This is a genomic window from Streptomyces sp. NPDC026673 (genome assembly GCF_040638135.1).
In the GTDB taxonomy this organism is placed as follows: domain Bacteria; phylum Actinomycetota; class Actinomycetes; order Streptomycetales; family Streptomycetaceae; genus Actinacidiphila.
The window spans coordinates 20,864-46,207 of the sequence record NZ_JBEZXR010000023.1 but is presented as its reverse complement, the minus strand read 5'-3'; the positions used below and the strand labels follow the sequence as shown (position 1 = coordinate 46,207).

General features: G+C 74.8%; 23 protein-coding genes and 1 tRNA gene. 14 read left to right on the top strand and 10 right to left on the bottom strand.

All coding sequences use genetic code 11. The features are described 5' to 3' along the window. Nucleotides 1-102: 102 nt before the first annotated feature. The 4 genes from AB0F62_RS18030 to AB0F62_RS18015 form a co-directional block, all read right to left on the bottom strand. A complete protein-coding gene (locus tag AB0F62_RS18030) occupies nt 103-675 on the bottom strand; it encodes a Clp protease N-terminal domain-containing protein (protein ID WP_361799239.1) in 573 nt (190 codons plus the stop codon). Between the two features lie 2 nt (nt 676-677). After that, complete coding sequence (locus AB0F62_RS18025; protein ID WP_018557908.1) at nt 678-887, bottom strand: HTH domain-containing protein; 210 nt, start codon at nt 885-887, stop codon at nt 678-680. A 75-nt stretch (nt 888-962) separates the two neighbouring features. Then, complete coding sequence (locus AB0F62_RS18020) at nt 963-1,322, bottom strand: DUF6204 family protein (RefSeq protein ID WP_361799235.1); 360 nt, start codon at nt 1,320-1,322, stop codon at nt 963-965. A gap of 93 nt (nt 1,323-1,415) precedes the next feature. Then, on the bottom strand, nt 1,416-2,510 hold the full coding sequence (locus AB0F62_RS18015) for a PP2C family protein-serine/threonine phosphatase (RefSeq protein WP_361799232.1): 1,095 nt from the start codon (nt 2,508-2,510) through the stop codon (nt 1,416-1,418). Nucleotides 2,511-2,763: 253 nt separating this feature from the next. Here AB0F62_RS18015 and AB0F62_RS18010 point away from each other — a divergent pair, with 253 nt between their 5' ends. The 9 genes from AB0F62_RS18010 to AB0F62_RS17970 all read left to right on the top strand — a co-directional run bounded on the left by AB0F62_RS18010 (nt 2,764) and on the right by AB0F62_RS17970 (nt 15,572). After that, on the top strand, nt 2,764-3,141 hold the full coding sequence (locus tag AB0F62_RS18010; RefSeq protein WP_361799229.1) for a DUF2255 family protein: 378 nt from the start codon (nt 2,764-2,766) through the stop codon (nt 3,139-3,141). Nucleotides 3,142-3,172: 31 nt separating this feature from the next. Next, a complete protein-coding gene (locus AB0F62_RS18005) occupies nt 3,173-3,838 on the top strand; it encodes an SDR family NAD(P)-dependent oxidoreductase (protein WP_361799226.1) in 666 nt (221 codons plus the stop codon). Nucleotides 3,839-3,989: 151 nt separating this feature from the next. Further along, nucleotides 3,990-4,730, top strand: a complete 741-nt coding sequence (locus AB0F62_RS18000) for an SDR family oxidoreductase (RefSeq protein WP_361799223.1) — start codon at nt 3,990-3,992, stop codon at nt 4,728-4,730. Nucleotides 4,731-4,869: 139 nt separating this feature from the next. Continuing rightward, nucleotides 4,870-6,051, top strand: coding sequence for a cysteine desulfurase family protein (locus tag AB0F62_RS17995; RefSeq protein ID WP_361799220.1), 1,182 nt, complete (start codon nt 4,870-4,872; stop codon nt 6,049-6,051). A gap of 102 nt (nt 6,052-6,153) precedes the next feature. Then, complete coding sequence (gene fdh, locus AB0F62_RS17990) at nt 6,154-9,444, top strand: formate dehydrogenase (protein WP_361799217.1); 3,291 nt, start codon at nt 6,154-6,156, stop codon at nt 9,442-9,444. Beyond that, nucleotides 9,441-10,460, top strand: coding sequence for a 4Fe-4S dicluster domain-containing protein (locus tag AB0F62_RS17985; RefSeq protein WP_361799214.1), 1,020 nt, complete (start codon nt 9,441-9,443; stop codon nt 10,458-10,460). The genes fdh and AB0F62_RS17985 overlap by 4 nt, the downstream gene beginning before the upstream one ends. Next, nucleotides 10,457-11,431 (top strand): NrfD/PsrC family molybdoenzyme membrane anchor subunit, encoded by a 975-nt coding sequence (gene nrfD / locus AB0F62_RS17980; RefSeq protein WP_361799211.1) that lies wholly within the window; start codon nt 10,457-10,459, stop codon nt 11,429-11,431. Before AB0F62_RS17985 ends, nrfD begins: the two co-directional genes overlap by 4 nt. A gap of 920 nt (nt 11,432-12,351) precedes the next feature. Further along, the gene (gene selA, locus AB0F62_RS17975) at nt 12,352-13,767 is read left to right on the top strand and encodes an L-seryl-tRNA(Sec) selenium transferase (protein ID WP_361799208.1); all 1,416 of its coding nucleotides are present in this window, start codon (nt 12,352-12,354) and stop codon (nt 13,765-13,767) included. 2 nt (nt 13,768-13,769) lie between these two features. Continuing rightward, the gene (locus tag AB0F62_RS17970; RefSeq protein ID WP_361799205.1) at nt 13,770-15,572 is read left to right on the top strand and encodes a SelB C-terminal domain-containing protein; all 1,803 of its coding nucleotides are present in this window, start codon (nt 13,770-13,772) and stop codon (nt 15,570-15,572) included. A 22-nt stretch (nt 15,573-15,594) separates the two neighbouring features. On the opposite strand, the gene AB0F62_RS17965 is transcribed toward AB0F62_RS17970, so the two are convergent. Next, nucleotides 15,595-15,687: transfer RNA gene (locus tag AB0F62_RS17965), tRNA-Sec, on the bottom strand. 122 nt (nt 15,688-15,809) lie between these two features. Between AB0F62_RS17965 and selD the strand changes: the two genes are divergently transcribed. The 3 genes from selD to AB0F62_RS17950 all read left to right on the top strand — a co-directional run bounded on the left by selD (nt 15,810) and on the right by AB0F62_RS17950 (nt 18,584). Then, nucleotides 15,810-16,838 carry a selenide, water dikinase SelD gene (gene selD / locus AB0F62_RS17960; RefSeq protein WP_361799202.1) on the top strand — a complete coding sequence of 343 codons (1,029 nt, stop codon included), beginning with the start codon at nt 15,810-15,812 and terminating at the stop codon, nt 16,836-16,838. A gap of 82 nt (nt 16,839-16,920) precedes the next feature. Continuing rightward, nucleotides 16,921-17,874: a threonine/serine dehydratase gene (locus tag AB0F62_RS17955; RefSeq protein ID WP_361799199.1), complete on the top strand. Its 954-nt coding sequence runs from the start codon at nt 16,921-16,923 to the stop codon at nt 17,872-17,874. 56 nt (nt 17,875-17,930) lie between these two features. Further along, nucleotides 17,931-18,584, top strand: coding sequence for a YcxB family protein (locus AB0F62_RS17950; RefSeq protein ID WP_361799196.1), 654 nt, complete (start codon nt 17,931-17,933; stop codon nt 18,582-18,584). Here AB0F62_RS17950 and AB0F62_RS17945 read toward each other — a convergent pair. From AB0F62_RS17945 to AB0F62_RS17925, 5 genes are all read right to left on the bottom strand, one after another. Beyond that, nucleotides 18,538-19,197, bottom strand: coding sequence for a TetR/AcrR family transcriptional regulator (locus AB0F62_RS17945; RefSeq protein WP_361799193.1), 660 nt, complete (start codon nt 19,195-19,197; stop codon nt 18,538-18,540). The two genes, AB0F62_RS17950 and AB0F62_RS17945, sit on opposite strands and share 47 nt — an antisense overlap. 25 nt (nt 19,198-19,222) lie before the next feature. Continuing rightward, nucleotides 19,223-20,326: a DNA alkylation repair protein gene (locus AB0F62_RS17940; RefSeq protein WP_361799190.1), complete on the bottom strand. Its 1,104-nt coding sequence runs from the start codon at nt 20,324-20,326 to the stop codon at nt 19,223-19,225. Nucleotides 20,327-20,347: 21 nt separating this feature from the next. Then, the gene (locus AB0F62_RS17935) at nt 20,348-20,842 is read right to left on the bottom strand and encodes a helix-turn-helix domain-containing protein (RefSeq protein ID WP_361799385.1); all 495 of its coding nucleotides are present in this window, start codon (nt 20,840-20,842) and stop codon (nt 20,348-20,350) included. A gap of 111 nt (nt 20,843-20,953) precedes the next feature. Beyond that, nucleotides 20,954-21,313, bottom strand: a complete 360-nt coding sequence (locus tag AB0F62_RS17930) for a nuclear transport factor 2 family protein (protein ID WP_361799187.1) — start codon at nt 21,311-21,313, stop codon at nt 20,954-20,956. 26 nt (nt 21,314-21,339) lie between these two features. After that, the gene (locus tag AB0F62_RS17925) at nt 21,340-22,125 is read right to left on the bottom strand and encodes an SDR family oxidoreductase (RefSeq protein ID WP_361799185.1); all 786 of its coding nucleotides are present in this window, start codon (nt 22,123-22,125) and stop codon (nt 21,340-21,342) included. 174 nt (nt 22,126-22,299) lie between these two features. Between AB0F62_RS17925 and AB0F62_RS17920 the strand changes: the two genes are divergently transcribed. Beyond that, on the top strand, nt 22,300-22,977 hold the full coding sequence (locus AB0F62_RS17920) for an NAD(P)-binding domain-containing protein (protein WP_361799182.1): 678 nt from the start codon (nt 22,300-22,302) through the stop codon (nt 22,975-22,977). Between the two features lie 433 nt (nt 22,978-23,410). Then, nucleotides 23,411-25,342, top strand: coding sequence for a sigma-70 family RNA polymerase sigma factor (locus AB0F62_RS17915; protein ID WP_361799179.1), 1,932 nt, complete (start codon nt 23,411-23,413; stop codon nt 25,340-25,342). Nucleotides 25,343-25,344 lie beyond the last annotated feature (2 nt).

Here is a 25,344-nt window from a genome sequence, read left to right as displayed (position 1 = left end):
GCGGCCTCCTTCGGGTCGTCATGATCGTCGTCGTGGAACCCGAAAGGGTTAGCACGGCCGCCGTCGGCCGCTCAACCGGATTGCCCGCCGCGGGCGGGGCTTTCAGCTCGCCCGCGCCCGGCCCTCGCCGTCCGCCGCGAGCACACGCTCGACGTCGGCCCACGACGCCCCGTGCTCGGCGAGGACGTCGGCGACCACGCCGGGGCCGATGGTGAGGGCGAGCAGGATGTGCTCGTCGCCGATGTGGCGGTCGCCCCGGGCCACGGCGGAGCGCAGGGAGCGCTCCAGGACGCCCTTGGCCCCGCGGGTGAACGGCCGCCGTCCCGCGGGCCGCCACCGCCGGGGCCCGCGGCGGGCGGCGAGCGCGCCGGTGCCGTGGGCGTCCTCCACGCGGGCGACGATCGCGGCGACGTCGATGCCGAGACCGGCGAGCGCCTCGGCGTCGGCCCGCGAGACCCCGCCGCGCCGGCGGGTCTCCCCCAGTGCCTCCTCCAGGGCCGCTCGGCGCCGGTCGACACCCAGCGCGGTCAGGGCCGCGGAGGCCCTGGTGCCCTCCCGGTCGAGCAGGGACAGCAGCAGGTGGTCCTCGGTGACCGTCGGGTCGTCCGCACGTTCGGCGTACCCGACCGCGCCCTCGACGACCCCCCGCGCGCTCTTGGTGAACTTCTCGAACATCCTCAATGCCTCCCGTACTTCTTGTGCACGGCCTGCCTGCTGACGCCGAGTTCGTGGGCGATCTCCTGCCACGACCACCCCTGCGCCCGCGCGCTCCTGACTTGTACGGTCTCCAGCTGCTCCAGCAGCCGCCGCAGCGCGGCGACGGCCCGCAGCCCGACCCTCGGGTCGCGGTCACCCGCCCGCTCGGCGAGATCGGTTGCCTCGGTCATGCCTGTCAATCTACGTTGACAGACGCGACCGCGTCAACCCACGTTGACACATGTCCGGGAGCGCAGGCCGGGGCGTCAGCCGTTCCCCTGCGCCGCGGCGCGGCGCTGCCGCTTGCCCAGCGGCGCCTGGGAGAGGTCCTCGGCCTGGGACCTGAGGTTCTTGTAGCCGTAGCCGCGCTCGCCCAGCCACGCCCTGGCCGCCTCCTCGGCGCGTTCGGTCGCGTCCAGGATGTCCTCCTCCGCCTCGCCGGAGTCCAGGAAGCGGAAGGTGAAGGCGGGGCGTGCCGCGATGTCGTAGGTGAGGTGGCCCCCGGGGGTGAAGGCGGCGCGCAGGACGTCGTGTTCCGCCGCGCGGGCGAGAAGCCCGGCACGCTGCTCGGCGGTGAGTGCGTCGAAGACGCCGCGGACGGTGACGCGAAAGGTACGGGTGCTCATCCGCCGACCTTAAGCAGCGCCCTCCGTTCCGCTCCACCGCATTTCCGGGCCCCTCCACGGGGGCTCCCGGTCAGGAGGGGGACGGCCTCCGCCTCACCCTTCGCGCATGACGGCGAGCAGCGCCATGTCGTCCTCCGTCGGCCCGCCCGTGTGCCGGTGCACGTCGTCCAGCAGCACTCCCAGCAGTTCGGCCGGCCTGCCGCACCCGGCCCCTGCGAGACGGGCCACCGGATCGTAGAAGCGGCCCCTGGCGTCGCGGGCCTCGGTGACCCCGTCCGTGCACATCAGCAGAGTCGAGCCCGCCGGGAACGGGAACGTGTCCACCACGGTGTCTCCGCCGCCCAGGCCCTCCACCACGAGCAGCCCGTACTCCGAGGGTTCGGCGGCGTTCACCGCGCCCCGCCGCAGGAGCAGCGGCGGCGGGTGACCGAGGTTCACCAACCGCACCTCGTCCCCGCCGTACGGGAACTCGGCCAGCACGGCGGTGGCGAACCACTCCAGCCGCTCGCCCTCCTCGCGTCTGGCCACCTCCCGCCGCAGGGCCCGCAGCATGTGCCCCGCCACGTCCGACAGCGCCGCCTGCTCGTCCGCCGCCATCCGGAAGCTGCCCAGGACCAGCGTCGCCGCCTCGACGGCGTCCAGGCCCTTTCCGCGCACGTCGCCGACGATGCAGCGCAGCCCGTACGGGGTCTCCTGGACGGCGTACAGATCCCCTCCGATCTCGGCTTCGGCCTCCGCCGCCTCATAGCGGGCGGCGATGCGCAGGTCGGCGACGCGGGCGGGCGGCTCGGGAAGCACCGCCCGCTGAACGGCCGCGGTGACCGAGCGGGCGGATCTCAGCCGGGCGTTGCGCGCCTCCAGCACCCGGTTGATGAAGACGGCGACCACCGCCACCAGCGAGATGGTCAGCAGTTCGCTCATGCCGCTCAGCCCGCGCAGCCGGTCGAAGTGATACAGGACCGCCGTGTCCGCGGCGATCGCCGCCAGACCGACCAGCATGGTCCCGTTGAGCGAGAGCAACGGCGCCGCGAGCACCGGGGCGACGGAGTAGAAGGAAGCGCTGGTGTACTGCGTCGGGGTGAGGAAGTCCACGACGAGGCCGCCGACGAGCACGACGAAGGGCAGCAGCCGCACATACCAGGCCACCTCGGCCGGGGCGCCGGAACGCCCGTCGTCGACCCTCCCCACGCACCCTCCCGTATCTCTCCGGCGATCCCTTCAGGTTCCCCGGCGGTGCGCCCCGCCGCCATCGCAGGCCCTCCCGGGGAGTGAACCGCGCCGCGTCGGTTCCCCGCGCCCGCCCGGTCGATGCGCGAGGGCGCGCGCGCACCCGCCCCGCGACCCGTCCGGCCGCATGTCGCTACAGGCCGGGGCCGGAAATGTCGATCATTGCGGCAGTACGTACGGACCTGGTCCCCGACACCGCCGAGGAGTCGCGCCGATGACCCCGTGGACGAACGACGAACTGGACCGCATCGAGCACGCCGACGAGCTCTCCATCGCACCGCTGCGCGACGACGGCACCCTGGCCCCTCCGACGACCATCTGGGTGGTCCGCGACGGCGCGGAGCTGTTCGTACGCGCCTTCCGCGGGCGCGGCGGGGCGTGGTTCCGCGCGGCGCCGGCACGGCACGAGGGCCGGATCAGCGCCGCCGGGGTCGAGCGGGGCGTCACCTTCGTCGAGGTGGACGACCCCGCCGTCAACGAACGTCTCGACGCCGCCTACCGCGGCAAGTACAGCCGCTACAGCCCGGAATACGTCGACCCCATGGTGGCCGGGGCCGCGCGCGCCGCGACCCTCAAGCTCGTACCACGCTGAACACACCGCGCAGGAGAGCCCGAGGACAGACATGACGACCATGGCCATCGTCGGAGCCGGGCAGCGCCTGGGGGCCGCCGCGGCACGCCAGTTCGGCTGCGACGGCTTCGACGTCGCACTCGTCTCCCGTGACCAGGACCGCCTCGACACCCTCGCCGCCGCCCTGGACAAGGACGGCGTGACCGCGCGGGGTTTCGCGGCCGACGCCCGCGACCCGCTCGCCCTCGGCGCCGCGCTCGACGCCGCCGCGGCCGCCCTCGGACCGATCGAGGTGCTCCAGTACAGCCCGGCACCGCAGGGGGACTTCACGGAGCCCCTGCTGGAGACCACGCCGGCCGGTTTCGCGGGGCCTTTGGAACTCCTCCTCCACGGCGCCGTCACCGCCGTCCACACCGCGCTGCCCGACATGCGGTTCCTCGGTCGCGGGACCATCCTCTTCGTCAGCGGCGGCGGTGCGGCGCGGCCCCGGCCCGCACGCGCGGGCACCTCCGTGGCCTACGCCGCCCAGAGCGCCTACGCCCGCATGCTGCACGACACCCTGGCCGGCGAGGACATCCACGTGGCGCAGCTGATCGTCCCCGGGACCACCACCCCGGGCCGTCCCGGGCACGATCCCGCGGCGCTGGCCGGCGCCCTGTGGGCGATCCACCGGGACCGCACGGGGTTCCGGCACTTCGCCGACGGCCCCGGGGCATGAGCCGCCCGCGGCGCACGCCGGGGGCGGGGCCCCCGGACGGCCCCCATGACGGCGAGCCGACCACCGACCTGACGGTGCGTGAGATAGACAACCACCGCGGACCCGGCCGGCGTGCGTCCGCGGATCGCGTCCCCGCCCCCGAGGAGCCCCCGTGACCCTGGAATTCTCCGGATCCACCGCCCTCGTCACCGGTGCCACCGCCGGCATCGGCCGGGGCGTCGCACTGCGGCTGGCCGCGCTGGGCGCCGAGGTCGTCGTCCACGGGCGCGACCCGGAACGCGGCGCGCGGGTCGTCGCGGAGGCGGGCGCGGCCGGCGGACGTGCCCGGTTCGTCTCCGCCGACCTGTCCGATCCGGGCGACGTGCTGCGGCTCGCCGAGGCGGCGGGGGCGGTGGACGTACTCGTCAACAACGCGGGCATCTACCGCTTCGCGGGCACCCCCGACACCACGGCCGAGATGTTCGACGTCCACATGGCCGTCAACGCCCGTGCCCCGCTGCTCCTGGTCGGCGCCCTCGTCCCGGGGATGGCGGCGCGCGGCCGCGGGGCCGTCGTCGGTGTGAGCACCCTGGCGGCGAGCAGCCCGACGCGGGGCGCCGCCGCCTACGGGGCCTCCAAGGCCGCGCTGGAGCTCATGACCCGCGTGTGGGCCGACGAGTTCGGGGCCCGCGGCGTGCGCGTGAACGCCGTGGCCGCCGGCCCGGTCCACACCCCGGGGACGGCGGAGATCGGAGGGGACGTCCTCGCGACCGTGGCACGGAACACCGTCCTGGGCCGGGTGGCCGAGGTCGACGAGGTCGTCGAGGCGATCGTCTTCCTGGCCTCGGACCGCGCCGGCTACATCACCGGCGCGGTGCTGGACGTCTTCGGCGGGCGGCCGGCGATCGGCTGACCGCCCGCCTCATCCCAGGCGACGGCCCGACGGCGTCGGCACGTACCCCGTGCACACGCACCGACCTGCGCACACGCTCGTGACATCGATGGGTCGCCGCCCAGGGCAGCCGAGCGGCGGCGGCAGACGAGGATCCGGCATGGACACCACCACCGAACCGCCGCCGCACCCGGGCCTCGACAGCACCGCGGTGTACCTGGACCACAACGCCACCACACCCGTCGACCCGAGGGTGGTGGAGGCGATGAAACCCTGCCTCACCACCGGGTTCGGCAACCCGTCCAGCGGTCACGCATGGGCGGCGGAACCGGAGGCCGCGCTGGCGCGGGCCCGCCGCCGGGTCTCGGCCCTCATCGGGGCGGACGCCGGGGAGATCGTGTTCACCGGGTCCGGGTCCGAGGCGAACAACCTCGCGCTGCGCGGGGCGGTACTGGCCGCCGGTGTCCCCCGTCCGCATGTGATCACCCAGGTCACCGAGCACCCGGCGGTGCTCGAGACGTGCCGGGCACTGGAACGGCTGCACCAGGTGCGGGTGACGTGCCTGCCGGTGGACCGCGCGGGCCTGGTCGATCCGGCGGCACTGGCCGCCGCGCTCACCGATCGCACCGTCCTGGTCTCCGTCATGGCCGCCAACAACGAGACCGGCACACTGCAGCCCGTCGCCGCACTGGCCCGGCTCGCCAGGGCCCGTGGCGCGCTCTTCCACTGCGACGCCGCTCAGGCGGCCGGCAAGATCCCGCTGGACGTGTCCGGGCTCGGGGTGGATCTGCTGACGGTGGTGGGCCACAAGATGTACGCGCCGAAAGGGGTCGCCGCCCTGTACGTGCGCCGGGGCGTCCGGCTGGAGCCCCTGGTGTACGGCGGCGGGCAGGAGGGCGGGCTCCGCGCCGGCACCGAGAACACCGCCTTCGCCGTGGCCCTGGGGGCCGCCGCCGAGCTGGCCGCCGCGGAACTCGCCGACGGCGCCGGACAGCGTGCCGCGGCGCTCCGCGACCGCCTGCACCGGGGCCTGGAGAACGCCCTGCCCGGCCGCGTCCACCTCAACGGGTCGGCCCGCCACCGCCTGCCCACCACGCTGAACGTCAGCATCACCGGCGTCCCCGCCCACGAGCTGCTCGCCGCCGTACCGCGGCTGGCGGCCTCCACCGGTTCGGCCTGCCACAGCGGCAGCCGCTCGGGCTCCCCCGTACTGCGGGCGATGGGCCTGGACGAGACCCGCACGCTGGCGGCCGTGCGGATGTCGGTGGGCCGCTGGACCACCGCGGCCGACGTCGACCGGGCTGCCGGGCTGCTCGCCGCGGCCGTCGGGGCCCTCACCTGAGTCGGGGGCGCCGCCGGGGCGGGAGCCGCCGCGAACTTGCGGGAGGCTCCCCGAGCGGTAGCGTCGGGAGCAGGTGGAGCCCCCGCACGAAGGAGCACGCGGATGGGCGTGAGGCGTTGGCTGGGTTCCTGGCCCGTGTACCGCCAGCTCACCGGCACGGACCCGCTGGGCCGGGGCAAGGCGGCGCAGTCGGCACGGTCGGCCGGACTCGGATCGCGCACGGAGAGCGCGGACCGGGTGGCGGACTCGGTGTGCCCGTACTGCGCGGTGGGCTGCGCCCAGCGCGTCTACGTCAAGGACGAGCAGGTCGTCCAGATCGAGGGCAACCCGGACAGCCCGATCTCGCGCGGCCGGCTGTGCCCGAAGGGCTCGGCCAGCAAGCAGCTGGTCACCGGGCCGCAGCGGGAGCAGCGGGTGCTCTACCGCCCGCCCTTCGGCGCCGACTGGCAGGAGCTCGACCTCGACACGGCCATGGACATGGTGGCCGACCGGGTGCTCGACGCGCGGCGCAAGGGGTGGCAGGACACCGACGCCGACGGGCGGACCCTGCGCCGCACCATGGGCCTGGCCAGTCTCGGCGGCGCGACGCTGGACAACGAGGAGAACCACCTCATCAAGAAGTTGTTCACCGCGCTCGGCGCGCTGCAGATCGAGAACCAGGCCCGTATTTGACACTCCGCCACGGTTCCCGGTCTGGGAGCCTCGTTCGGACGCGGTGGAGCCACCGACTACCAGCAGGACCTGGTCAACTCCGACTGCATCATCATCATGGGCTCCAACATGGCCGAGGCCCATCCCGTCGGTTTCCAGTGGGTCATCGAGGCCAAGGCACGCGGCGCCAAGGTCTTCCACATCGACCCGCGCTTCACGCGCACCAGCGCGCACGCCGACCAGCACGTCACCATCCGGGCGGGCACGGACATCGCGTTCCTCGGCGGCGTGATCAACCACATCCTCGGCAACGACCTCGACTTCAGGGAGTACGTGCGGGCCTACACCAACGCGTCGTTCCTGCTGGGCGAGGGCTTCCAGGACACCGAGGACCTGGACGGGCTGTTCAGCGGCTACGACCCGCACACCGCCGCCTACGACGCGTCGAGCTGGTCGTACGCGAGCGTCCCGGCCGAGGAACGGCCCGGCGACCGCGCCAAGGAGACCTGCGAGCCGTACCAGCACGGCGCGAAGGGCCCGTTCGTCGAGGACGCCGCGGGGGAAATCGAGGCCGACCCGACGCTGGCGCACCCTCGCTGCGTGTTCCAGGTCCTCAAGCGGCACTTCGCCCGCTACACCCCGGAGATGGTGGAGCGCATCTGCGGTGTGCCGCGGGAGCTCTTCCTGGAGGTGTGCCGGGCGTGGACGGAGAACTCCGGCCGGGAGCGCACCACCGCACTGGTGTACAGCGTGGGATGGACCCAGCACTCCGTCGGCGCCCAGTACATCCGGGCCGGGTCGATCGTCCAGCTGCTGATGGGCAACATCGGCCGCCCCGGCGGCGGCATCTTCGCGCTCCGCGGCCACGCCAGCATCCAGGGCTCCACCGACGTGCCCACCCTGTTCAACCTGCTGCCCGGCTACCTGCCGATGCCGACCACGGCCCACGGGGACCTGGCCACGTACCTGGACGCGATCCGCGGCCGGGGCCAGAAGGGGTTCTGGGGCAACGCCGACGCCTACACGGTCTCGCTGCTCAAGGAGTACTGGGGCGACGCCGCGACCGCGGAGAACGACTACTGCTACGACTACCTGCCCCGGATCAACGGCGACCACGGCACCTACCGCACCGTGATGGACATGGTCGACGGGAAGGTCTTCGGCTACTTCCTGCTCGGGCAGAACCCGGCGGTGGGCTCCGCCCACGGACGGCTGCAGCGCCTGGGCATGGCGAACCTCGACTGGCTGGTCGTCCGCGACCTCACCATGATCGAGAGCGCGACGTTCTGGAAGGACGCGCCCGAGATCGAGACCGGGGAGATCGCCGCCGAGCGCTGCCGAACCGAGGTGTTCTTCTTCCCCGCCGCCTCGCACGTCGAGAAGGCCGGCACCTTCACCCAGACGCAGCGCATGCTCCAGTGGCGCGACCAGGCCGTCGAGCCGTCCGGGGACCAGCGCTCCGAACTGTGGTTCTTCCACCAGCTCGCCCTGCGGCTCAAGGAGCGGCTCGCGGGTTCCACCGACGAACGCGACCGCCCCCTCCTCGACCTGGCGTGGGACTACGCGACGGAGGGCGACGAGCCCTCCCCGTCGGACGTGCTGCGCCACATCAACGGCATCGACCTGCGCACCGGCCGCACCGTGGACGGCTACCTCGACCTGCAGGCGGACGGCAGCACGGCCTGCGGCTGCTGGATCTACAGCGGTGTCTACGCGAACGAGACCAACCAGTCCCGGCGCCGCACCTCCCGCTTCGAGTCGGGCCCGTACGACGCCGAGTGGGGCTGGACCTGGCCCCTCAACCGCCGTGTGCTCTACAACCGCGCCTCCGCCGACCCGCGGGGGCGGCCCTGGAGCGAGCGGAAGAAGCTGGTCTGGTGGGACGAGGAGGCGGGCGAGTGGACCGGCCGGGACACCCCGGACTTCGAGAGGAAGAAGCCACCCGGCTACAAGGCGCCGCCGGGGGCGTCGGGCCCGGAGGCGCTGGACGGCGACGACGCGTTCATCATGATGCGCGACGGCAAGGGCTGGCTCTTCGCCCCGGCCGGACTCGCCGACGGCCCGCTGCCCACCCACTACGAGCCGCACGAGTCGCCGATGCGCAATCTGCTCTACGGCCAGCAGGGCAACCCGGTGCGCAAGGTCTACGGGCGGCCCGACAACCCGTCCAACCCGGCCCCGCCCGAGGCGCACGCCGAGGTGTTCCCGTATGTGTTCACCGCGGCGCGGCTGACCGAGCACCACACGGCGGGCGCGATGAGCCGCCAACTGCCCTACCTGGCGGAGCTCCAGCCGGAGTTGTTCGTGGAGGTCTCGCCGGAGCTGGCGGCCGAGCGCGGGCTGCACCACCTGGACTGGGCCCATGTGGTCACCAGCAGGACCGCGGTCGACGCGCGCGTGATGGTGACCGACCGGATGGCGCCGCTGCGCGTCGACGGACGGGTCGTCCACCAGGTCTGGATGCCCTACCACTGGGGGCAGACCGGGCTCACCAAGGGCGACGTGGTCAACGACCTCATCGGCGTGGTCGCCGACCCGAACGTGTTCATCCAGGAGAGCAAGGTGCTGACCTGCGACGTCCGGCCCGGGCGGCGCCCGCGGGGGCCCGAACTGCTCGCGTACGTCGAGGACTACCGCCGCCGCGCCGGGATCACGCCGGAGACCGGCACCCGCATAGCGACGGCCGGCGGCCGCGCCGAGCGGGCACACCTCGAACCGGACCCGCCGGAGGAGCCGTCATGACACGCGACAACAGCTTCCACGGACCCCTCGCGGACCCCGCGCAGGACGCCGGCCACCGCGACCACCCGCCCCGGGTGGGCTTCTTCACCGACACCTCCGTGTGCATCGGCTGCAAGGCGTGCGAGGTCGCCTGCAAGGAGTGGAACGCCATCCCCGAGGACGGGATCGACCTGCTGGGCATGTCGTTCGACAACACCGGGATGCTGGGCGCGAGTTCCTGGCGACACGTCGCCTTCATCGAGCAGGAGCGCCCGCTGGGCCGCCAGGACGCGGGCCTGGCCGACCTGCCCGTCGGCCCCTCCGGCACGGAGGGAACGGCCGAGGTGGTGGCCGACGCTCTGGAGGTCGCCAGACGGGGCGGCGGCGACCTCGGCACGGCCCCCGTGGACCTGGGCTTCCCCTCCTTCGACCTGCCCGGCGCGGGGACGGGCGCGGAGGCCCGCACCGAGTTCCGCTGGCTGATGTCCTCCGACGTGTGCAAGCACTGCACGCACGCCGGCTGCCTGGACGTGTGCCCCACGGGGGCGCTGTTCCGCACCGAGTTCGGCACGGTGGTCGTACAGCCCGACATCTGCAACGGCTGCGGCTACTGCGTCTCCGGGTGCCCGTACGGCGTCATCGACCGGCGGCCCGACGACGGCCGGGCCTGGAAGTGCACCATGTGCTACGACCGGCTGCGCGACGGCCTGGAACCCGCGTGCGCCAAGGCGTGCCCCACGGACTCCATCCAGTTCGGCCCGCTGGACGAGCTGCGCGAGCGGGCCGACCGGCGCCTGGAGACGCTGCACGAGGCCGGGGTCACCGATGCGCAGCTCTACGGCCGCGACCCCGACGACGGGGTCGGCGGGGACGGCGCGTTCTTCCTGCTGCTGGACGACCCTGAGGTGTACGGGCTGCCGCCGGACCCGGTCGTGCCGACCCGGGACCTGATGTCGATGTGGAAGCACGCCGGCGCGGCGGCGTCGGCACTGCTCGCGGCCTCGGCCGCGGTGTTCCTCGGCGGGCGGCGGCGGTGAGCGGCGACCGGTCCGTGCGGCACGGGCGCGACGACGACGGGAGCCGCGAGCGCTGCATGGTGCCGCGCGCGACGTTCCGCTCCTACTACGGGCGTCCGGTGCTCAAACCGCCGGTGTGGGAGTGGAAGATCCCCGCATACCTGTTCACCGGCGGGCTGTCGGCCGGCGCCGCCCTGCTCGCGGCGGGCGCGGACCTGACGCGGCGTCCCGGACTGGCCCGGGCGGGCCGGGTCGGCGGCTTCGGGGCGCTGCTCGCCAGCATGTACCTGCTGGTGGCGGACCTCGGGCGGCCGGAGCGCTTCCACCACATGCTGCGGGTGGCCAAGCCGAGTTCGCCCATGTCGGTGGGCACGTGGATCCTCGTCGCGTACGGGCCGGGCAGCGCCCTGGCGGCCGCGGCCGAAGTGCTGCCCGCCGCGGTGCGCGGCACGCCGCCCGGGCGGCTGCTGCGGGCCGCCGCCCGCCCCGCCGGGCTGTCCGCGGCCCTCTTCGCCCCGGGGGTCGCCTCGTACACGGCGGTGCTGCTCTCCCAGACGGCCGTGCCGGCCTGGCACGACGCCCGCAGCGAACTGCCCTTCGTCTTCACCGGCTCGGCGGCGGCCAGCGGCGCGGGCCTGGGTATGCTCCTGGCCCCCGTGGCCGAGGCGGGCCCCGCCCGGCGGCTCGGCGTGGTCGGCGCGGCGGCCGAACTCGTCGCCTCCCGGCTGATCGACCGCCGCCCGGGGTTCGTGACGGAGGCCTACACCACCGGCCGCCCACACCGGCTGCGCCAGGCCTCCGAGTACCTCACGCTGGGCGGCGCGCTCACCGCGCTGACCCTCGCCCGGCGCAGCCGCGCCGCCGCGGCCGTCGGCGGGCTCGCCCTGCTGGCGGGGAGCGCCCTGCAGCGCTTCGGCACCTTCGAGGCGGGCGTCGCCTCCACAAAGGACCCGGCGTACGTGGTGAAGCCCCAGCGCGAACGCGGAGCGTGACGCTCCCTGCCGGGACATGGTGCGGCCTGTCCGTCGCGTGCGAGCGCGGGGGTTTCCCCGCCCGCCCTCCCCCAGCCTCCGGCCGGGGGTGCCCCCACCAACGCTCGCGGTTTACCCCCACATCATTCGGCACCGGGTCCGCCGCTCATCTCCCCCAGCCTTCGGCCAGGGGGAGCACCCCGCCACACCCCCTCCGGTCGTGTCGGCGCACGACGGCCGGAGGAGGGTTCAGCAAGGCACCTGCGGCAACCCCGAACCGCCTCCTCACCCCTCTCCCCCGAGCTACCGCTGGGGGTGCCCATGGGGCGTCTGACGACCGGTGGGTTCGGTTGGGCACTCGTGGCAACCCCGAACCGCCTCCTCACCCCTCTCCCCCGAGCTACCGCTGGGGGCGCCCGGACCCGGTGGGGTTCAGGAAGCATGCGCGGCAACCCCGAACCGCCCCCCTACCCCCTCTCCCCCGAGCTACCACTGGGGGTGCCCATGGGGCGCCCGGACCCGGTGGGGTTCAGGAAGCATGCGCGGCAACCCCGAACCGCCCCCCTACCCCCTCCGGCGATCAGGCGCGCAGCGAAACGGAGGGGGCGGGGTCGTAGGGGTGGGCGTTCTGGACACTGGGCGTATTTGTGTGCGGCACCCGGGACGACCAGGCAAAGTGCCCGCCACGCACGTAAATATGCGTCCAGAATGCCCAGCCCCGGAGGCCCCGACCCCGGCCCACCCCCACACACAGCGGCGCGGTACCTGACCGCGCCGGGCAATCGGGCGGGCGGGCGGGGAAACCCCAACAGCAACCACAAACGGCGCCGCACACGACAACCGCGCCTCACAGAACGCACCCCGGTGTGGCGGAAGCCCCCCGCGGCCGCGGCGCCGTACCCTGGGCGACAGCCCGGCACGCATGAGCGAAGGTGCTGCTGATGGACCGCGACCGGACCTCCACCGCTCCGCCCCCACCCCCACCCCCACCCTCGGCCCCACCCCCACCCCCACCCTCCGCCCCACCCCCACCCACCGACGCCCGCCGCCAGGTCCCCCGCACCGACGCCCTGCTGGCCGACCCCCGGCTGGCCGAGGCCGCGGAGCGGCTCGGGCGGGGGCTGGTCAAGGAGGTGCTGGCCGGAGTCCAGGAACGGGCCCGTGCCGGCGAGGTACCGATCGGCGAACTCACCGACCACGCCCTCGCCGCCCTCCCCGCCACCGCCGCCGGTCTGCGCCCGGTGCTCAACGCCACCGGGGTGCTGCTGCACACCAACCTCGGCCGTGCCCCGCTGTCGAGGGCGGCCCGTGACGCCGTACTGGCCGCCGCCGGGACCACGGACGTGGAACTCGACCTCGCCACCGGCGCGCGCTCGCGCCGGGGGCGGTCCGCGCTGGAGGCGCTGCTGCGGCGGGTGCCCACCGCCGAGGCGGCCCATGTCGTCAACAACGGGGCCGCGGCGCTGGTGCTGGCCGCCACGGCGCTGGCGCGAGGCCGGGAGATCGTCGTCAGCCGAGGGGAACTGGTGGAGATCGGGGACGGCTTCCGGCTGCCCGACCTGCTGGTCTCCACCGGCGCCCGGTTGCGCGAGGTGGGTACGACCAACCGGACCACGCCTGAGGACTACGCGGCCGCCGTGGGACCGGAGACCGGGTTCGTCCTCAAGGTGCACCCCTCCAACTTCCGTATCACCGGCTTCACCCGGGACGTGCCGGTCGCGGAACTGGCCCGGCTCGGCGTGCCCGTGGTGGCCGACATCGGCTCCGGGCTGCTCGTCCCGGATCCGGTGCTGCCGGACGAGCCCGACGCCACCGGCTGGTTGCGCGCGGGCGCGTCCCTGGTCACCGCCAGCGGCGACAAGCTGCTCGGCGGCCCGCAGTGCGGTCTCGTGCTCGGCCGCGCCGATGTGGTGCGCCGGCTGGCCCGCCACCCGCTGGCCCGCGCGGTGCGCGTGGACAAGCTGACCCTCGCGGCGCTCGAGGCGACGGTGCGTGGCCCCGCGACCCCGACGCGGACGGCGCTGCACGCCGACCCCGAACGGCTGCGCGACCGCGCGGAACGCCTGGCGGCGGAGCTGCGCGCCCACGGCTTCGACAGCCGCGCGGCCCGCACGGAGGCGGTGGTCGGCGGTGGCGGCGCGCCCGGCGTGACGCTCCCCAGCGCCGCCGTGTCCCTGCCCACCGCCTACGCCGATCTGCTGCGCCGGGCCGATCCCGCGGTCGTGGGCCGCGTCGAGGGCGACCGGTGCCTGCTCGACCTCCGGGCCCTGCCGGAGGAGGCGGACGCGGTTCTGGTGATGGCGGTGCGCCGGGCGGGCGCCCCGCCGGAGACGGCACAGCCGGGCACGGAGAGCTGAGCGTGCACGTCATCGCCACCGCGGGCCATGTGGACCACGGGAAGTCCGCGCTGCTGCGGGCGCTGACCGGAATGGAGCCCGACCGCTGGGCGGAGGAGCGGCGGCGGGGCATGACCCTGGACCTCGGGTTCGTGTGGACGCGGCTGCCCGGCGCCGGGGACGTCGCCTTCGTGGACGTGCCGGGACACGAACGCCTGGTGGGCAACATGCTGGCCGGTGTCGGTCCGGTGCCCGCGGTGCTCTTCGTGGTCGCCGCCGACCAGGGCTGGCAGCCCCAGTCCGAGGAGCACCTCGCCGTGCTGGACGCCCTCGGGGTACGGCACGCGGTCCTCGCCGTCTCCCGGTGCGACCTCGCCGACCCGGACGCGGCGCGGGAGGAGGCACGCGCCCGCATCGCGGAGTCCTCCCTCGGCGACGTGGACTGCGTCGCCGTCAGTCCGGTGACCGGCGCCGGGCTCGACGGGCTGCGTACGGCCCTGGTCCGGCTGGCGGGTGAACTGCCCGCCCCCGATCCGGCGGCCGACGTGCGACTGTGGGTCGACCGAGCCTTCACGGTGCGGGGCCGCGGGACGGTCGTCACGGGCACGCTCGCGGCTGGCACCGTCCGGGTCGGCGACCATCTCCACCTCGCGCGCGGCGGACGGCCGTTGCGCGTGCGGGGCCTGGAGTCCCTGAAGGAGCCGCGGCAGGAGGTGGGCGCGGTCGCCCGGGTGGCGGTCAATCTGACCGGACCGGGGGCCGGGGACCTGCGTCGCGGGGACGCGCTCCTCACCCCGGACCGCTGGCTGACGACGGACGTCGTCGACGTCCGGTTGCGCGGCGACCACGCCGGCGACCTGCCCCGCACCCTCATGCTGCACGCCGGATCCGCGGCGGTCCCGGTCACGGTCCGCCCGCTCGGCGAGGACAGCGCACGGCTGCGGCTGGCCACCCCGCTGCCGCTGCGGGTCGCCGACGCCGCCCTGCTGCGCGACCCCGGGCGGCACCGCATCCCGGCGGGCCTCACCGTCCTCGACGTCCGCCCGCCGCGGCTGACCCGCCGCGGAGCCGCGGCGGCGCGGGCGAAGGAGCTCGAGTCGGTCCCCGACGCCGGGGACGGAGCCGCGGAGCTGCGCCGCCGGGGGCTGGTCCGGCGCCCGGAACTCCTCGCCATGGGCGTCCGCCCGCCCGGGCCCCCGGTGGCCGGCGAGTGGCTGGCGGACCCCGCGCACTGGTCCGGTCTGCGCCGCCGGCTGCGCGAGGCCGTGGAGGACCACGCCGTACGCCACCCCCTGGAACCGGGGATGCCCCTGGAGGCGGCCCGCCACGCGCTCGGCCTGCCGGACCGCGCCCTGGTCGAGGCGCTCGCGGCGGCCGAACCGGGCCTGCGGCAGGCGGGCGGACGTCTCCACGGCGGCCGAGCGCGGCCGACGCTCCCGACCGGGGCCCAGGCGGCCGTCGAGGCGGTCCGGGCCGAACTGGCGCGCAGCCCCTTCCGGGCGCCCGAGGCCGAACGGCTGGAGCAGCTCGGCCTGAGCCCGAAGCTGCTCGCGGCCGCCGAATCGGCGGGCGCCCTGCTGAGGATCGGCGAGGGCATCGTGCTCCTGCCGGGCGCCGACCAGCGGGCGGCGGCCGTCCTGGCGCGGCTGGAGCAGCCGTTCACCGCGAGCCAGGCGCGCCGGGCGCTGGACACCACCCGCCGCGTCGTCATCCCCCTGCTGGAGCTCCTCGACCGGCAGGGCCGCACCGTCCGCGTGGCCGACGCGCTCCGCCGCTGCCGCGCCGCGGACCCCCCGGAGGCCCAGGACCCGCCCCATGCGCGGTGAGGCACCCGCGCGGCCCGGGCGGCGGAGACGGACGGGAATCGAACCCGCCTGCCCGAGTTGCTCGGACACCTCGGTTTTGAAGACCGGGAGGGCCACCAGGCACCCTGACGTCTCCCTGCCACGCCGGACGCCCATCGAACCCCCGGCCTCCGCCCGAGTCAACGCGCCACACGGCCGCGTCACCCGGCCTCGGGCGACAGCGGTGCCGGGGCCCGCTCCGAAAGGACCACAGCCCTCATGACCGGAACCGAGACCCGGCAGGACGGCGTGCGGCTGACGCGGTACGCCCACGGCGGCGGCTGCGCCTGCAAGATCCCCCCGGGGGAACTGGAGGAGATCGTGGCCGGGTTGACGCCCCGGGGGGCGGCGGGCGTCCCCGGGGCGGAGGTCCTCGTCGGTCTGGACACCGGGGACGACGCCGCCGTCGTCCGGTTGCCCGGCGGGCCCGGCGCCCGGGCGGTGGTCACCACCGCGGACTTCTTCACCCCCGTGGTCGACGACCCCTACGACTGGGGCCGGATCGCCGCCGCCAACGCGCTGTCGGACGTCTACGCCATGGGAGGGACCCCGCTCGTCGCGGTCAACCTGCTGAGCTGGCCGCGGGACGTCCTGCCGCTGGAGCTGGCCCGGGAGGTGCTGCGCGGCGGGCTGGACGTCGCGGCCCTGGCGGGCTGCGTGGTGGGGGGCGGCCACAGCGTGGACGACCCGGAGCCCAAGTACGGCATGGCCGTCACCGGCACCGCCGACCCCGACCGGCTGCTGCGCAACGACGCTGGCCGGCCCGGTGTGCCGCTGTCGTTGACGAAGCCCCTGGGACTGGGCGTGCTCAACAACCGCCACAAGACGACCGGGGAGGTCTTCCCGCAGGCCGTGGAGGCGATGGTCGCCCTCAACCGCACCGCGTCCGAGCGGGCGCTGGCCGCGGGGGCGGTGTGCGCGACCGACGTGACCGGTTTCGGACTGCTCGGCCACCTGTACAAGCTCGCCCGGGCCTCCGGCGTGAGCGCCGTCGTCGACGCGTCCGCGGTCCCGTACCTCGACGGGGCCCGGGAGGCCGCGGCGGAGGGCTTCGTCAGCGGGGGCACCCGCCGCAACCTGGCATGGGTCGCCCCGTACACCGACTTCGGCGGCACCGGCGAACTCACCCGGCTGCTGCTGGCCGACGCCCAGACCTCGGGCGGCCTGCTGGTGGCCGGGGAGGTGCCCGGCGCTCCCGTCATCGGGGAACTGGTGCCGGCCGGTGAGCACCGGCTGGTCGTCCGCTGACCGTCGCGCGCACGGCCCGACTCGCCGGAACAGTGGTTGTTACACTGTTTCTCCGGACTCCCCCACCAGCCCGGAGCGCACCGTGACCATCACCCATGCCGACGTACGGGCCGCGGCCGCCCGCATCGCCGGGCACACCCGCCCCGTCACGCTCTCCGCGGTGGACGAGGGCGCCTTCGGCGCCGCCGTCCGGGGCTGGCTGGCGCTGGAGTTCATGCAGCACACGGGGTCGTTCAAGGCGCGCGGCGCGTTCAACTTCGTCCGGAGCCACGTCGAGCGGGACGCCATGCCCGAGGCGGGTGTGGTCATCGCCTCCGGCGGCAACGCGGGCCTGGCCTGCGCCTGGGCCGCGGCCCGGCACGGCGTGCCCGCCACGGTGTACGTCCCCCGGACGGCACCCGCGGTCAAGGTGCGGAAGCTGCGCGGACTCGGCGCGGACGTGCGCCAGGTCGGCAGCGAGTACGCCGAGGCCCTGGAGGCCTCGCAGAAGTACGCCGCCGACAGCGGCGCCCTCGAGTCGCACGCCTACGACCATCCGCTGATCGCGGCCGGGGCCGGGACGCTGATGGAGGAGATCGCGACGGCGCTGCCCGGGCTGGACACCGTGGTCGTGGCGGTCGGCGGGGGCGGGCTCTTCGCGGGCGTCGCCGCGTCCGCGCTGGAGCACGGGGTGCGCGTGGTGGCGGTCGAGCCCGAGGGCTCGTGCGCGCTGCACGCCGCCGTCGCGGCCGGCGAGGTGGTGGACGTGCCCGTCCGGTCGGTCGCGGCGGACTCCCTGGGCGCGCGCCGGGCCTCCCGTACGGCTCTGGAGTGGGCGCTCAAGGACGGCGTGCGCTCGGTCCTCGTCCCCGACGAGGCGATCGTCGCGGCCCGCCGCACGCTGTGGGACCACCGCCGCCTCGCCGTCGAGCACGGCGCCGCCACCGCCCTGGCCGCGCTCACCTCCGGCGCCCACCGGCCCGCCCCCGGCGAACGCGTCGCGGTCGTCGTCTGCGGTGCCAACACCGATCCGTCCGACCTGACGGGTTCCTCCTGACCTCCGCGCGCCGGAGCCCCTGGCCGGAACGGCCTTCCGGGCGGTTGAATGCCGCGGTGACGAACGACATGCGCGCGCCGGACCCCGGCGCGGTGGAGCAGCCGGCGCGGTCCCCCGCGGGGGCGGCCTCCGACGACGTCCCGGCCGTGGAATTCACCTGGACGCCGAGCAGGGACGACGTAGCCGAGGTATTGCGTGCGCAGCGGCGCCGCCTCGAGTTCTGGAGGCTCCCACTGGTCTTCGCCGTGGGCACGGTGGCGCTGATCGCCGCATTGCGGGTGCTCATGCCCGGCTTCACGGAGACGGGCGACGAGTTCGTCATCGCGTTGAGCGGCGGTGTGACGGTGGTGACCGGGCTCGCGGGCGGAGCCATCGACCGGTGGCGCGGACTGCGGAAGGTGACCGCGCACGCCCGCTCCCAGGGCGAGTACACCGTTCGCGTGGCCGACGAGGGCGTCCATTTCGCCTCGGCCTTCAGCGACCACAAGATGCCCTGGACGTCCTTCAGCCACTACGCCGAAACGCCGCGGCTCTTCCTGCTGGTCCACGACACCGGCATGAACACGATGAGCATGCTGCCGAAGCGGGGCGCGGGAGGCGGACCGGACATGGAAGGGTTGCGCGCGATCGTGGAACGGCATCTCGCGCCGCGGCCGCGCGCCGTCAGCGGTGACCGGCGGGAAGGTGCTCGGCCCGGGCGGCGTGGATGAGACCGCGCAGCGCCTCGTAATAGACCCCGTGGTCGACCAGCACGGGCAGGACCGCGTTCATCGCGCCGGTCAGCGCCGGGAAGTCCTCGGGGTCGAGCGCGGCCAGGGCCGTTCGGGCGGCGGCGACGGCCTTCTTCTCGTCGCGGTGGTCGCCGAACGCGACGGCGCCGAGGGTGAGCAGGTAGAGCCGGCGGTAGACGCGGATGGCCGTGTCGGCGTCCATGCCGGCGGCGATGCTGTGCGCCATCTGCGGTTCGACGAGCCGGCCCAGCAGCTGCGGGCCCAGCCAGGAACGGCCGGCGCGCAGCGCCACCAGTCCCGGGTGCCGGATGAGCAGACGGTACAGGCCGGTGAAGCGGGCCTCCGTCGCGGCGGCCCAGTCACCGTCCGGCGGGACCAGGGGGAGCGACGCGGCGACGTGGTCGGCGCAGGCGCTCAGGAGCCCGTCGAAGTCCCCGCAGCGCCGGAAGACCGTGGCGTGCGAGACGCCGAGCCGCTGGGCGACCGCGCGGAAACTGAGCCCCGCGGGCCCGTCCTCGTCGATGACGGCGAGCGCCGCCTCCGCGACGGCGTCCAGGGTCGGCTGATCGGCGGCCGCCGGCTTCCTCTTCACGCGGTACAGCGTATCGAGGGCCGTCTCACCCGGTGACGACCTCGAAGCCGACCTTGCCGTGCGGCTCGCCGTTGACCTGCAACTCGAGGGCGTGGGCTCCGGGGTGGAAGACCCGGGTGCTGATCGGCTTGAAGGACCGCGCGCCGGTGTGCTCGCTCCGCTCACCCGGCTGGAGGGTCCTGGTCGTCAGCTTGTAGACCTTGGGCGCCGTGGTGCCGTTGGCCTTGCGGTAGTGGACGACGTAGTCGACGACGAGGCGGAGCGGCTTGTCGCCGCGGTTCTCCAGGGTGAAGGCGAAGCGCAGTTCCCCGCCCACCGCGACGGTGGGCTCGGCCACGGCGGGACCGTCGACGGCCAGGCCGGTCGCGGGCTCGAACCCCAGCAGGGCGAGGGCTCCTCGGTCGCCGCGCTTGACGGCGGTGCGCAGCGCGTGGCGGACGAGCCGGGACGTGTGCGCGTCGGGGGCCGCCGACCACCGCCCGGCCGCCTCGACGGCCAGGTCCACCCGGGCGTGGCTGATGTCGTTGACGTGGTTCGCGACCGACCTGCGCACGTACTCCGAGGGGTCCTTGTAGAGGGCGCCCAGGATCGGGAGGGTCGCCTCGGGCCGGGCGAGGATCTCCGGTACGCGCACCGCCCACGGGAGCCGCGGCCGTGTCCCCTCGCTGGCCAGGCGGCGTACGTGCGCGTCCGGATGCGCGGTCCACCGCGTGACGACGGCGAGCGCCCGGTCGAGGTCGGCGTTGAGCATCCGGCGGATGGCGAACTCCGCCGTCAGGCGCGGGGTGAGGTCCGCCAGCAGGTGCAGGCCGTCCTCGAAGACCGTGCCCTCGGCCGTGCCGGAGGCCAGGGCGGCCACGGCCTCGGTGACCGGCCAGATCATCCAGCCGGTGAAGCGCGGGTCGGGAAGGGCGGCCCGTACGACGGCCTCCAGGGCCGCGGGGTCCTGCGGGCCGGCGGCGAGCATGGCGTCGCGCACCAGGTCGCTGCGCTCGCGCAGCGCCAGGGCGTCCAGCTGCGGCACGGTGTCGCGCACCGCGGCGGCCATCGGCGCCGAGCCGGCCGCCGCGAGGCAGTCGGCCAGTCCGGTCACTGCGGCAGCGCCGAGCAGTTCGTCCGCGGTGGGCACGGAACCTCTTCCTCCGGTGGGTCAGGTACGGGCGCGGCCCTCGTAGCGGGCGCGCATGATCTCGCTCGCGGCGGGCCCCGCGGCGTAGACGAAGGCCTCGCTGTCGTCGAGCCGCCGGCCCGTGACGGCGTCGACCACGACCGGCTCGACCTCCCGGCCCGTCTCCGCGTCGACCAGGATCATGCTCCGCTCCTCGGGCGCGAGGCGGGAGTTGCCCCAGGCGGCGAGGGCCACGACGACGGGGCGCAGTGACCGGCCGAGGTCGGTGAGCAGGTACTCGTAGCGGGTCGGATGGGTCTGGTACGGCCGCCGCTCCAGCAGCCCGTCCTCGACGAGGGTCTTCAGGCGGGTGGTGAGCATGCTCGACGAGATGCCGAGGTTCTCCTGGAACTGGTCGAAGCGGGTGTAGCCGTCGAAGGCGTCGTGGAGGATGAGCAGCGTCCACCACTCACCGACGTGCCCGACCGTCGTCGACAGCGGGCACTCGCGATCCTCCAGCCGAATGCGGCTCACCATGTCGACCACCTCCGCGCAGTCGGTGCCAGGGTCGATGAACTCTGTCGCTTTCATTTTAGCAGCAACCCCGGCACCGCCTGTCGGGCCCGGCACGGCCCCGCGAGCCGCCGGTCAGACCCCGATCTCCAGGCGCTCGATCAGGCCGTCACGGAGGGTGAACCGGTAGCGCAGGTCGACGGTTCCGCCGGGGAAGTCGCCTTCGAGGTGCTGGACGGCGACGTAGTGGCGCGCGTCCGCGCGCTCGGCGCCGGTCAGTTCCGTCGTATAGGTGTACTCGCTCGCCGCGGTGGCGAGCCACTCCTCGATCGCCGCGGTGCCGCGGCGCGTCGCGCCCTCGTCGGTCACGACGGCGTCGCCGGTGAAGGCCGTGATCGCCGTGGCGGTGTCGCGGACCCGGTGCGCGGCGAGGTAGCGGGTGACGACCTCGGGAAGGTCGGCGGTGGGGATGGGGCGAAGGCCGGTGGCGCTCATCACTGCTCCTTGGGGTGGGGACGGGGTCAGACGGTGGGAAGGGTGCCGCCGTCGATGACGTGCTCGGCGCCGACGATGGCCGAGGCCCGGTCGGATACGAGGAAGGCGACCAGTTCGGCGACCTCCTCGGGTTCGTTGGGGCGGCCCAGGGGGATGCCGCCGAGGGAGTCCATCAGGCGGCCGAGGGCGGCGTCGGCCGTGATGCCCGCCTCGCGGGCGATGCGGTCGACGAGCGCGTCGGCGGCCGTGGTCCGGACGAAGCCGGGCGAGACGGTGTTGACGCGGACCCCGTGCGGGGCGACCTCGTTGGCCAGGCCCTTGCTGTAGGTCGTCAGGGCGGCCTTGGCGGCGGCGTAGGCGAGGGTGCCGTTCCACAGGGGCATCCGCCGCTGGATGGAGGTGACGTGCACGATCGCACCCTTGCCGGACTCGATCATGCCGGGGAGGAGCCCGCGGTCCAGGCGGACGGCGGCGAGGAGGTTGGTGTTCAGCTCCCTCGCCCACTCGTCCTCGCCCAGCACCGCGAACCCCCCGGCGGGCGCGTCGGAGTGGCCGAGGTTGTTCACCAGGACGTCCACCCCGCCCACCCGGTCGATCACTTCGCCGACGACCGCGGCGGCCCCCTCCGGGGTGGCGAGATCGGCGGCGACGAAGGTCTTCGGATCGACGTCCTCGGGCGCGCTGCGCGCCGTCACCAGGACGGTGGCACCGGCCTCGGCCAACCGGCGGGCGATGGCCGCACCGACGCCTTTGGTACCGCCGGTGACCAGGGCACGGCGACCGGCGAGGGATTCGTTGGGGGCGACGCTCACACTGCACTCCGTAGTTACTGCTAGAACAGAAGTTATGACTTCGACTTTAGCACCCACTCCGAGCGCCGGCAGCCACGGCGCCCGGGTGCCGTCACTTCGGGGCTCGTACGGCCGTACGGCTGAATCGCCGCGGCGCGATCGTCGAGGGCGGCGGCCGGAGGGCACGGTTACCCCATGGCGACTCTCGGACTGATCGGCAGCGGCAAGATCGGCGGCACCCTCGCCCGGCTGGCGGTCGACGCCGGTCTCGACGTCGTGCTCAGCAACTCCAGGGCCCCAAAGACGCTCTCCGCCCTGGTCGCGGAACTCGGCCCGCGCGCCCGCGCCGCCACCCCGGCCGAGGCGGCGGGCGCGGGCGACTGGGTCGTGGTCACCGTTCCGCTCAAGGCCGTTCCCCAGGTCCCGCACACCCCGCTCGTCGGCAGGACCGTCATCGACACCGGCAACTACTACCCGGAGCGCGACGGGCGGATCCCGCAGCTCGACGCCGGGGAGCTGACCGAGAGCGAACTGCTGCAGCGGCACCTGACGGACGCTCATGTGGTGAAGGCCTTCAACAACATCTTCTTCCGCCACCTCGCGGCCCTCGCCCGGCCCACCGGAGCGCCCGACCGCAGTGCCCTGCCGATCGCCGGTGACGACGAGGCCGCGAAGCTCGCGGTCACGGCCCTGCTCGACACCCTCGGCTACGACACCGTGGACGCCGGCCCGCTCACCGAGGGCCGCCGCTTCCAGCCGGGCACGCCCGCGTACGGCGTTCCGTACCTCCAGGACCCCCACGCCGAGCTCTGGCAGGACCCGGGCGGCCCGGCCGGCGTCGCCGAGCTGCGGCGCGCCCTCGACGCCGCGTAAGCGGCCGCGGGTCGCGGCGCGGTCGCGAAGGCGAAGGCGAAGGCGTACGCGTACGGGCTCGGCGGCTCGGCGGCTCGGCGGCTCGGCGGCTCGGCGGCGGCCGTGGGGGGACTCGCCCGGGACGGCGGGCGGTTCGGACCCGCCGATCACGCCGATGCGGACGTCGTCGCGGGCGCCCGCCCCTCCCGCGCCCGGCCCGCCCCCATGCCGGGTGAGCCGTGCCATCCTTGTGCCTTCCCGCCTTCTCCCTCTGCGTGCCCGCACGGCGGGAACCGCGCGGACCGCGGGCGGACCGCACGAATCCGCCGACGAACCCCACGGATTTCTGTTGTCCGGGGGCGGGCCGCCCGTCTCCTGTACATGGAGGCATCGCGGTCGCGGGACGGCCGCGCGGTCGTGGACGGCGAAACCGAGTGGGGAAGAGTGGAGCCACATGCGCGAGACGCACCGGAGCGGACCCGGCGCCGGGGTGGTGGCGGCGGCGCGTTCGGGCGACCGGCGGGCCCTCGACCGGCTGGTGGGCGAGTGCCTGCCGCTGGTCTACAACATCGTCGGGCGGGCGCTGAACGGCCACGCCGACGTGGACGACGTCGTACAGGAGACGCTGTTGCGCATGGTGCGGGGGCTGTCGGAGCTGCGGGACCCGGCGGCGTTCCGGTCCTGGCTGGTGGCGATCACGATCCGGCAGGTCCGCGACCGTGAGCGGGACCGTGCCGCGGCGCGGCACCGCAGCGCGGGGCTGGAGGCCGCCGACCGGATACCCGATCCCGCCCTGGACTTCGCGGGGCTGACGATCCTGCGCCTCGGCCTCACGGAACAGCGCCGGGAGGTCGCCGAGGCCACCCGGTGGCTCGACCAGGACGACCGCGAACTGCTCTCGCTGTGGTGGCTGGAGGAGACCGGGGAGCTGGACCGGGCCGAACTCGCCTCGGCGCTCGGGCTGTCGGAACGGCACGCGGCGGTGCGGGTGCAGCGGATGAAGAAGCAGACGGAGGCGGCGCGGATCGTGGTCCGGGCGCTGGGCGCGACGCCCGGCTGCGCCGATCTGCGGGGGACGACCGCCACCTGGGACGGCGTGCCGAGTCCGCTGTGGCGCAAGCGCCTCGCGCGGCACATACGCGGATGCGGTGCGTGCGGAGGGGCGGCGGAGGGGCTGCTCCCCATGGACCGGCTGCTCAGCGGGATGCCGCTGCTCGCGGTGCCCCCGGCGCTCGACCCGGGGCGGGTGGTCCCGGCGGTGACGCGGCAGGCCGCCACCGGTTCCTCGCCGACGCCCGCGCCGACGCCCGCGCCCGCGCCGACGCCCTCACCCCGACCGGGTGCGCGCGGTGCCCACCGGGCCGCCGGCCGTACCGCCCCGCGCGGACTGCGCGCCCCCGTCCTCGGCGCGGCGGCCGTCGCGGCGGTGGTGGCCGTGGCGCTGGTCGCCGCCCGGCTCACCGCGGGACCCTCACCGGCCCCGGAGGCGGCCGCGCCCCCGGCGCCCTCCACCCCTGCCGCCACGGCGACGGCCACGGCCCCGGTCCGCCCGCCCGGTCCGTCCCCCTCCCCCAGCCCCTCGAAGAAGGCGGCGAAGAAGACCGCCTCACCCAAGGCGACACGTCAGGCCCCTCCGGTACGGGTCGCGTCGTCGGCCAAGAAGGGCGTCGGGGTGTGGACCTTTCCCGGGGTCGGCAAGGCGCTCGCCGCTTCCGGGGCGAGCTGGTACTACACCTGGTCGGCGGGCCACCAGGACGTCGCCTCCCCGCCCTCGGGGCGCTTCGTCCCCATGATCTGGGGACCGGCCTCCGTCACGCCGGACGCCCTGGCCCAGGCCAAGGCGCAGGGCCCGTACCTGCTCGGTTTCAACGAGCCCGACATGGCCCAGCAGTCGAACATGTCGGTGGAGCAGGCCCTGACCCTGTGGCCGCGGCTGATGGACGCCGGACGGATCCTGGGCAGCCCTGCGGTCGCCACGAACGGCGCGACCCCCGGGGGCTGGCTCGACCGCTTCATGTCCGGCGCCGAAGCCAAGGGCTACCGGGTCGACTTCATCACGCTGCACTGGTACGGCGGCGACTTCCGGACCGCGGCGGCGGTCTCCCAGCTGACGTCCTATCTGGAGGCCGTCCACCAGCGCTACCACAAGCCGATCTGGCTCACCGAGTACGCCCTGATCGACTTCTCCCACGGCACCCGCTTCCCCACCCCGGATCAGCAGGCCGCCTTCGTGACGGCCTCCACCAAGGCCCTGGAGGCCCTCCCCTACGTACAGCGCTACGCCTGGTTCGGCCTCGGCGCCGACCCGGCCCGGCCCGGCAGCGGCCTGTTCACGGACGGCACACACACGACTCCCGCGGGCCGCGCCTTCCGGGCGGCCGGCTGACC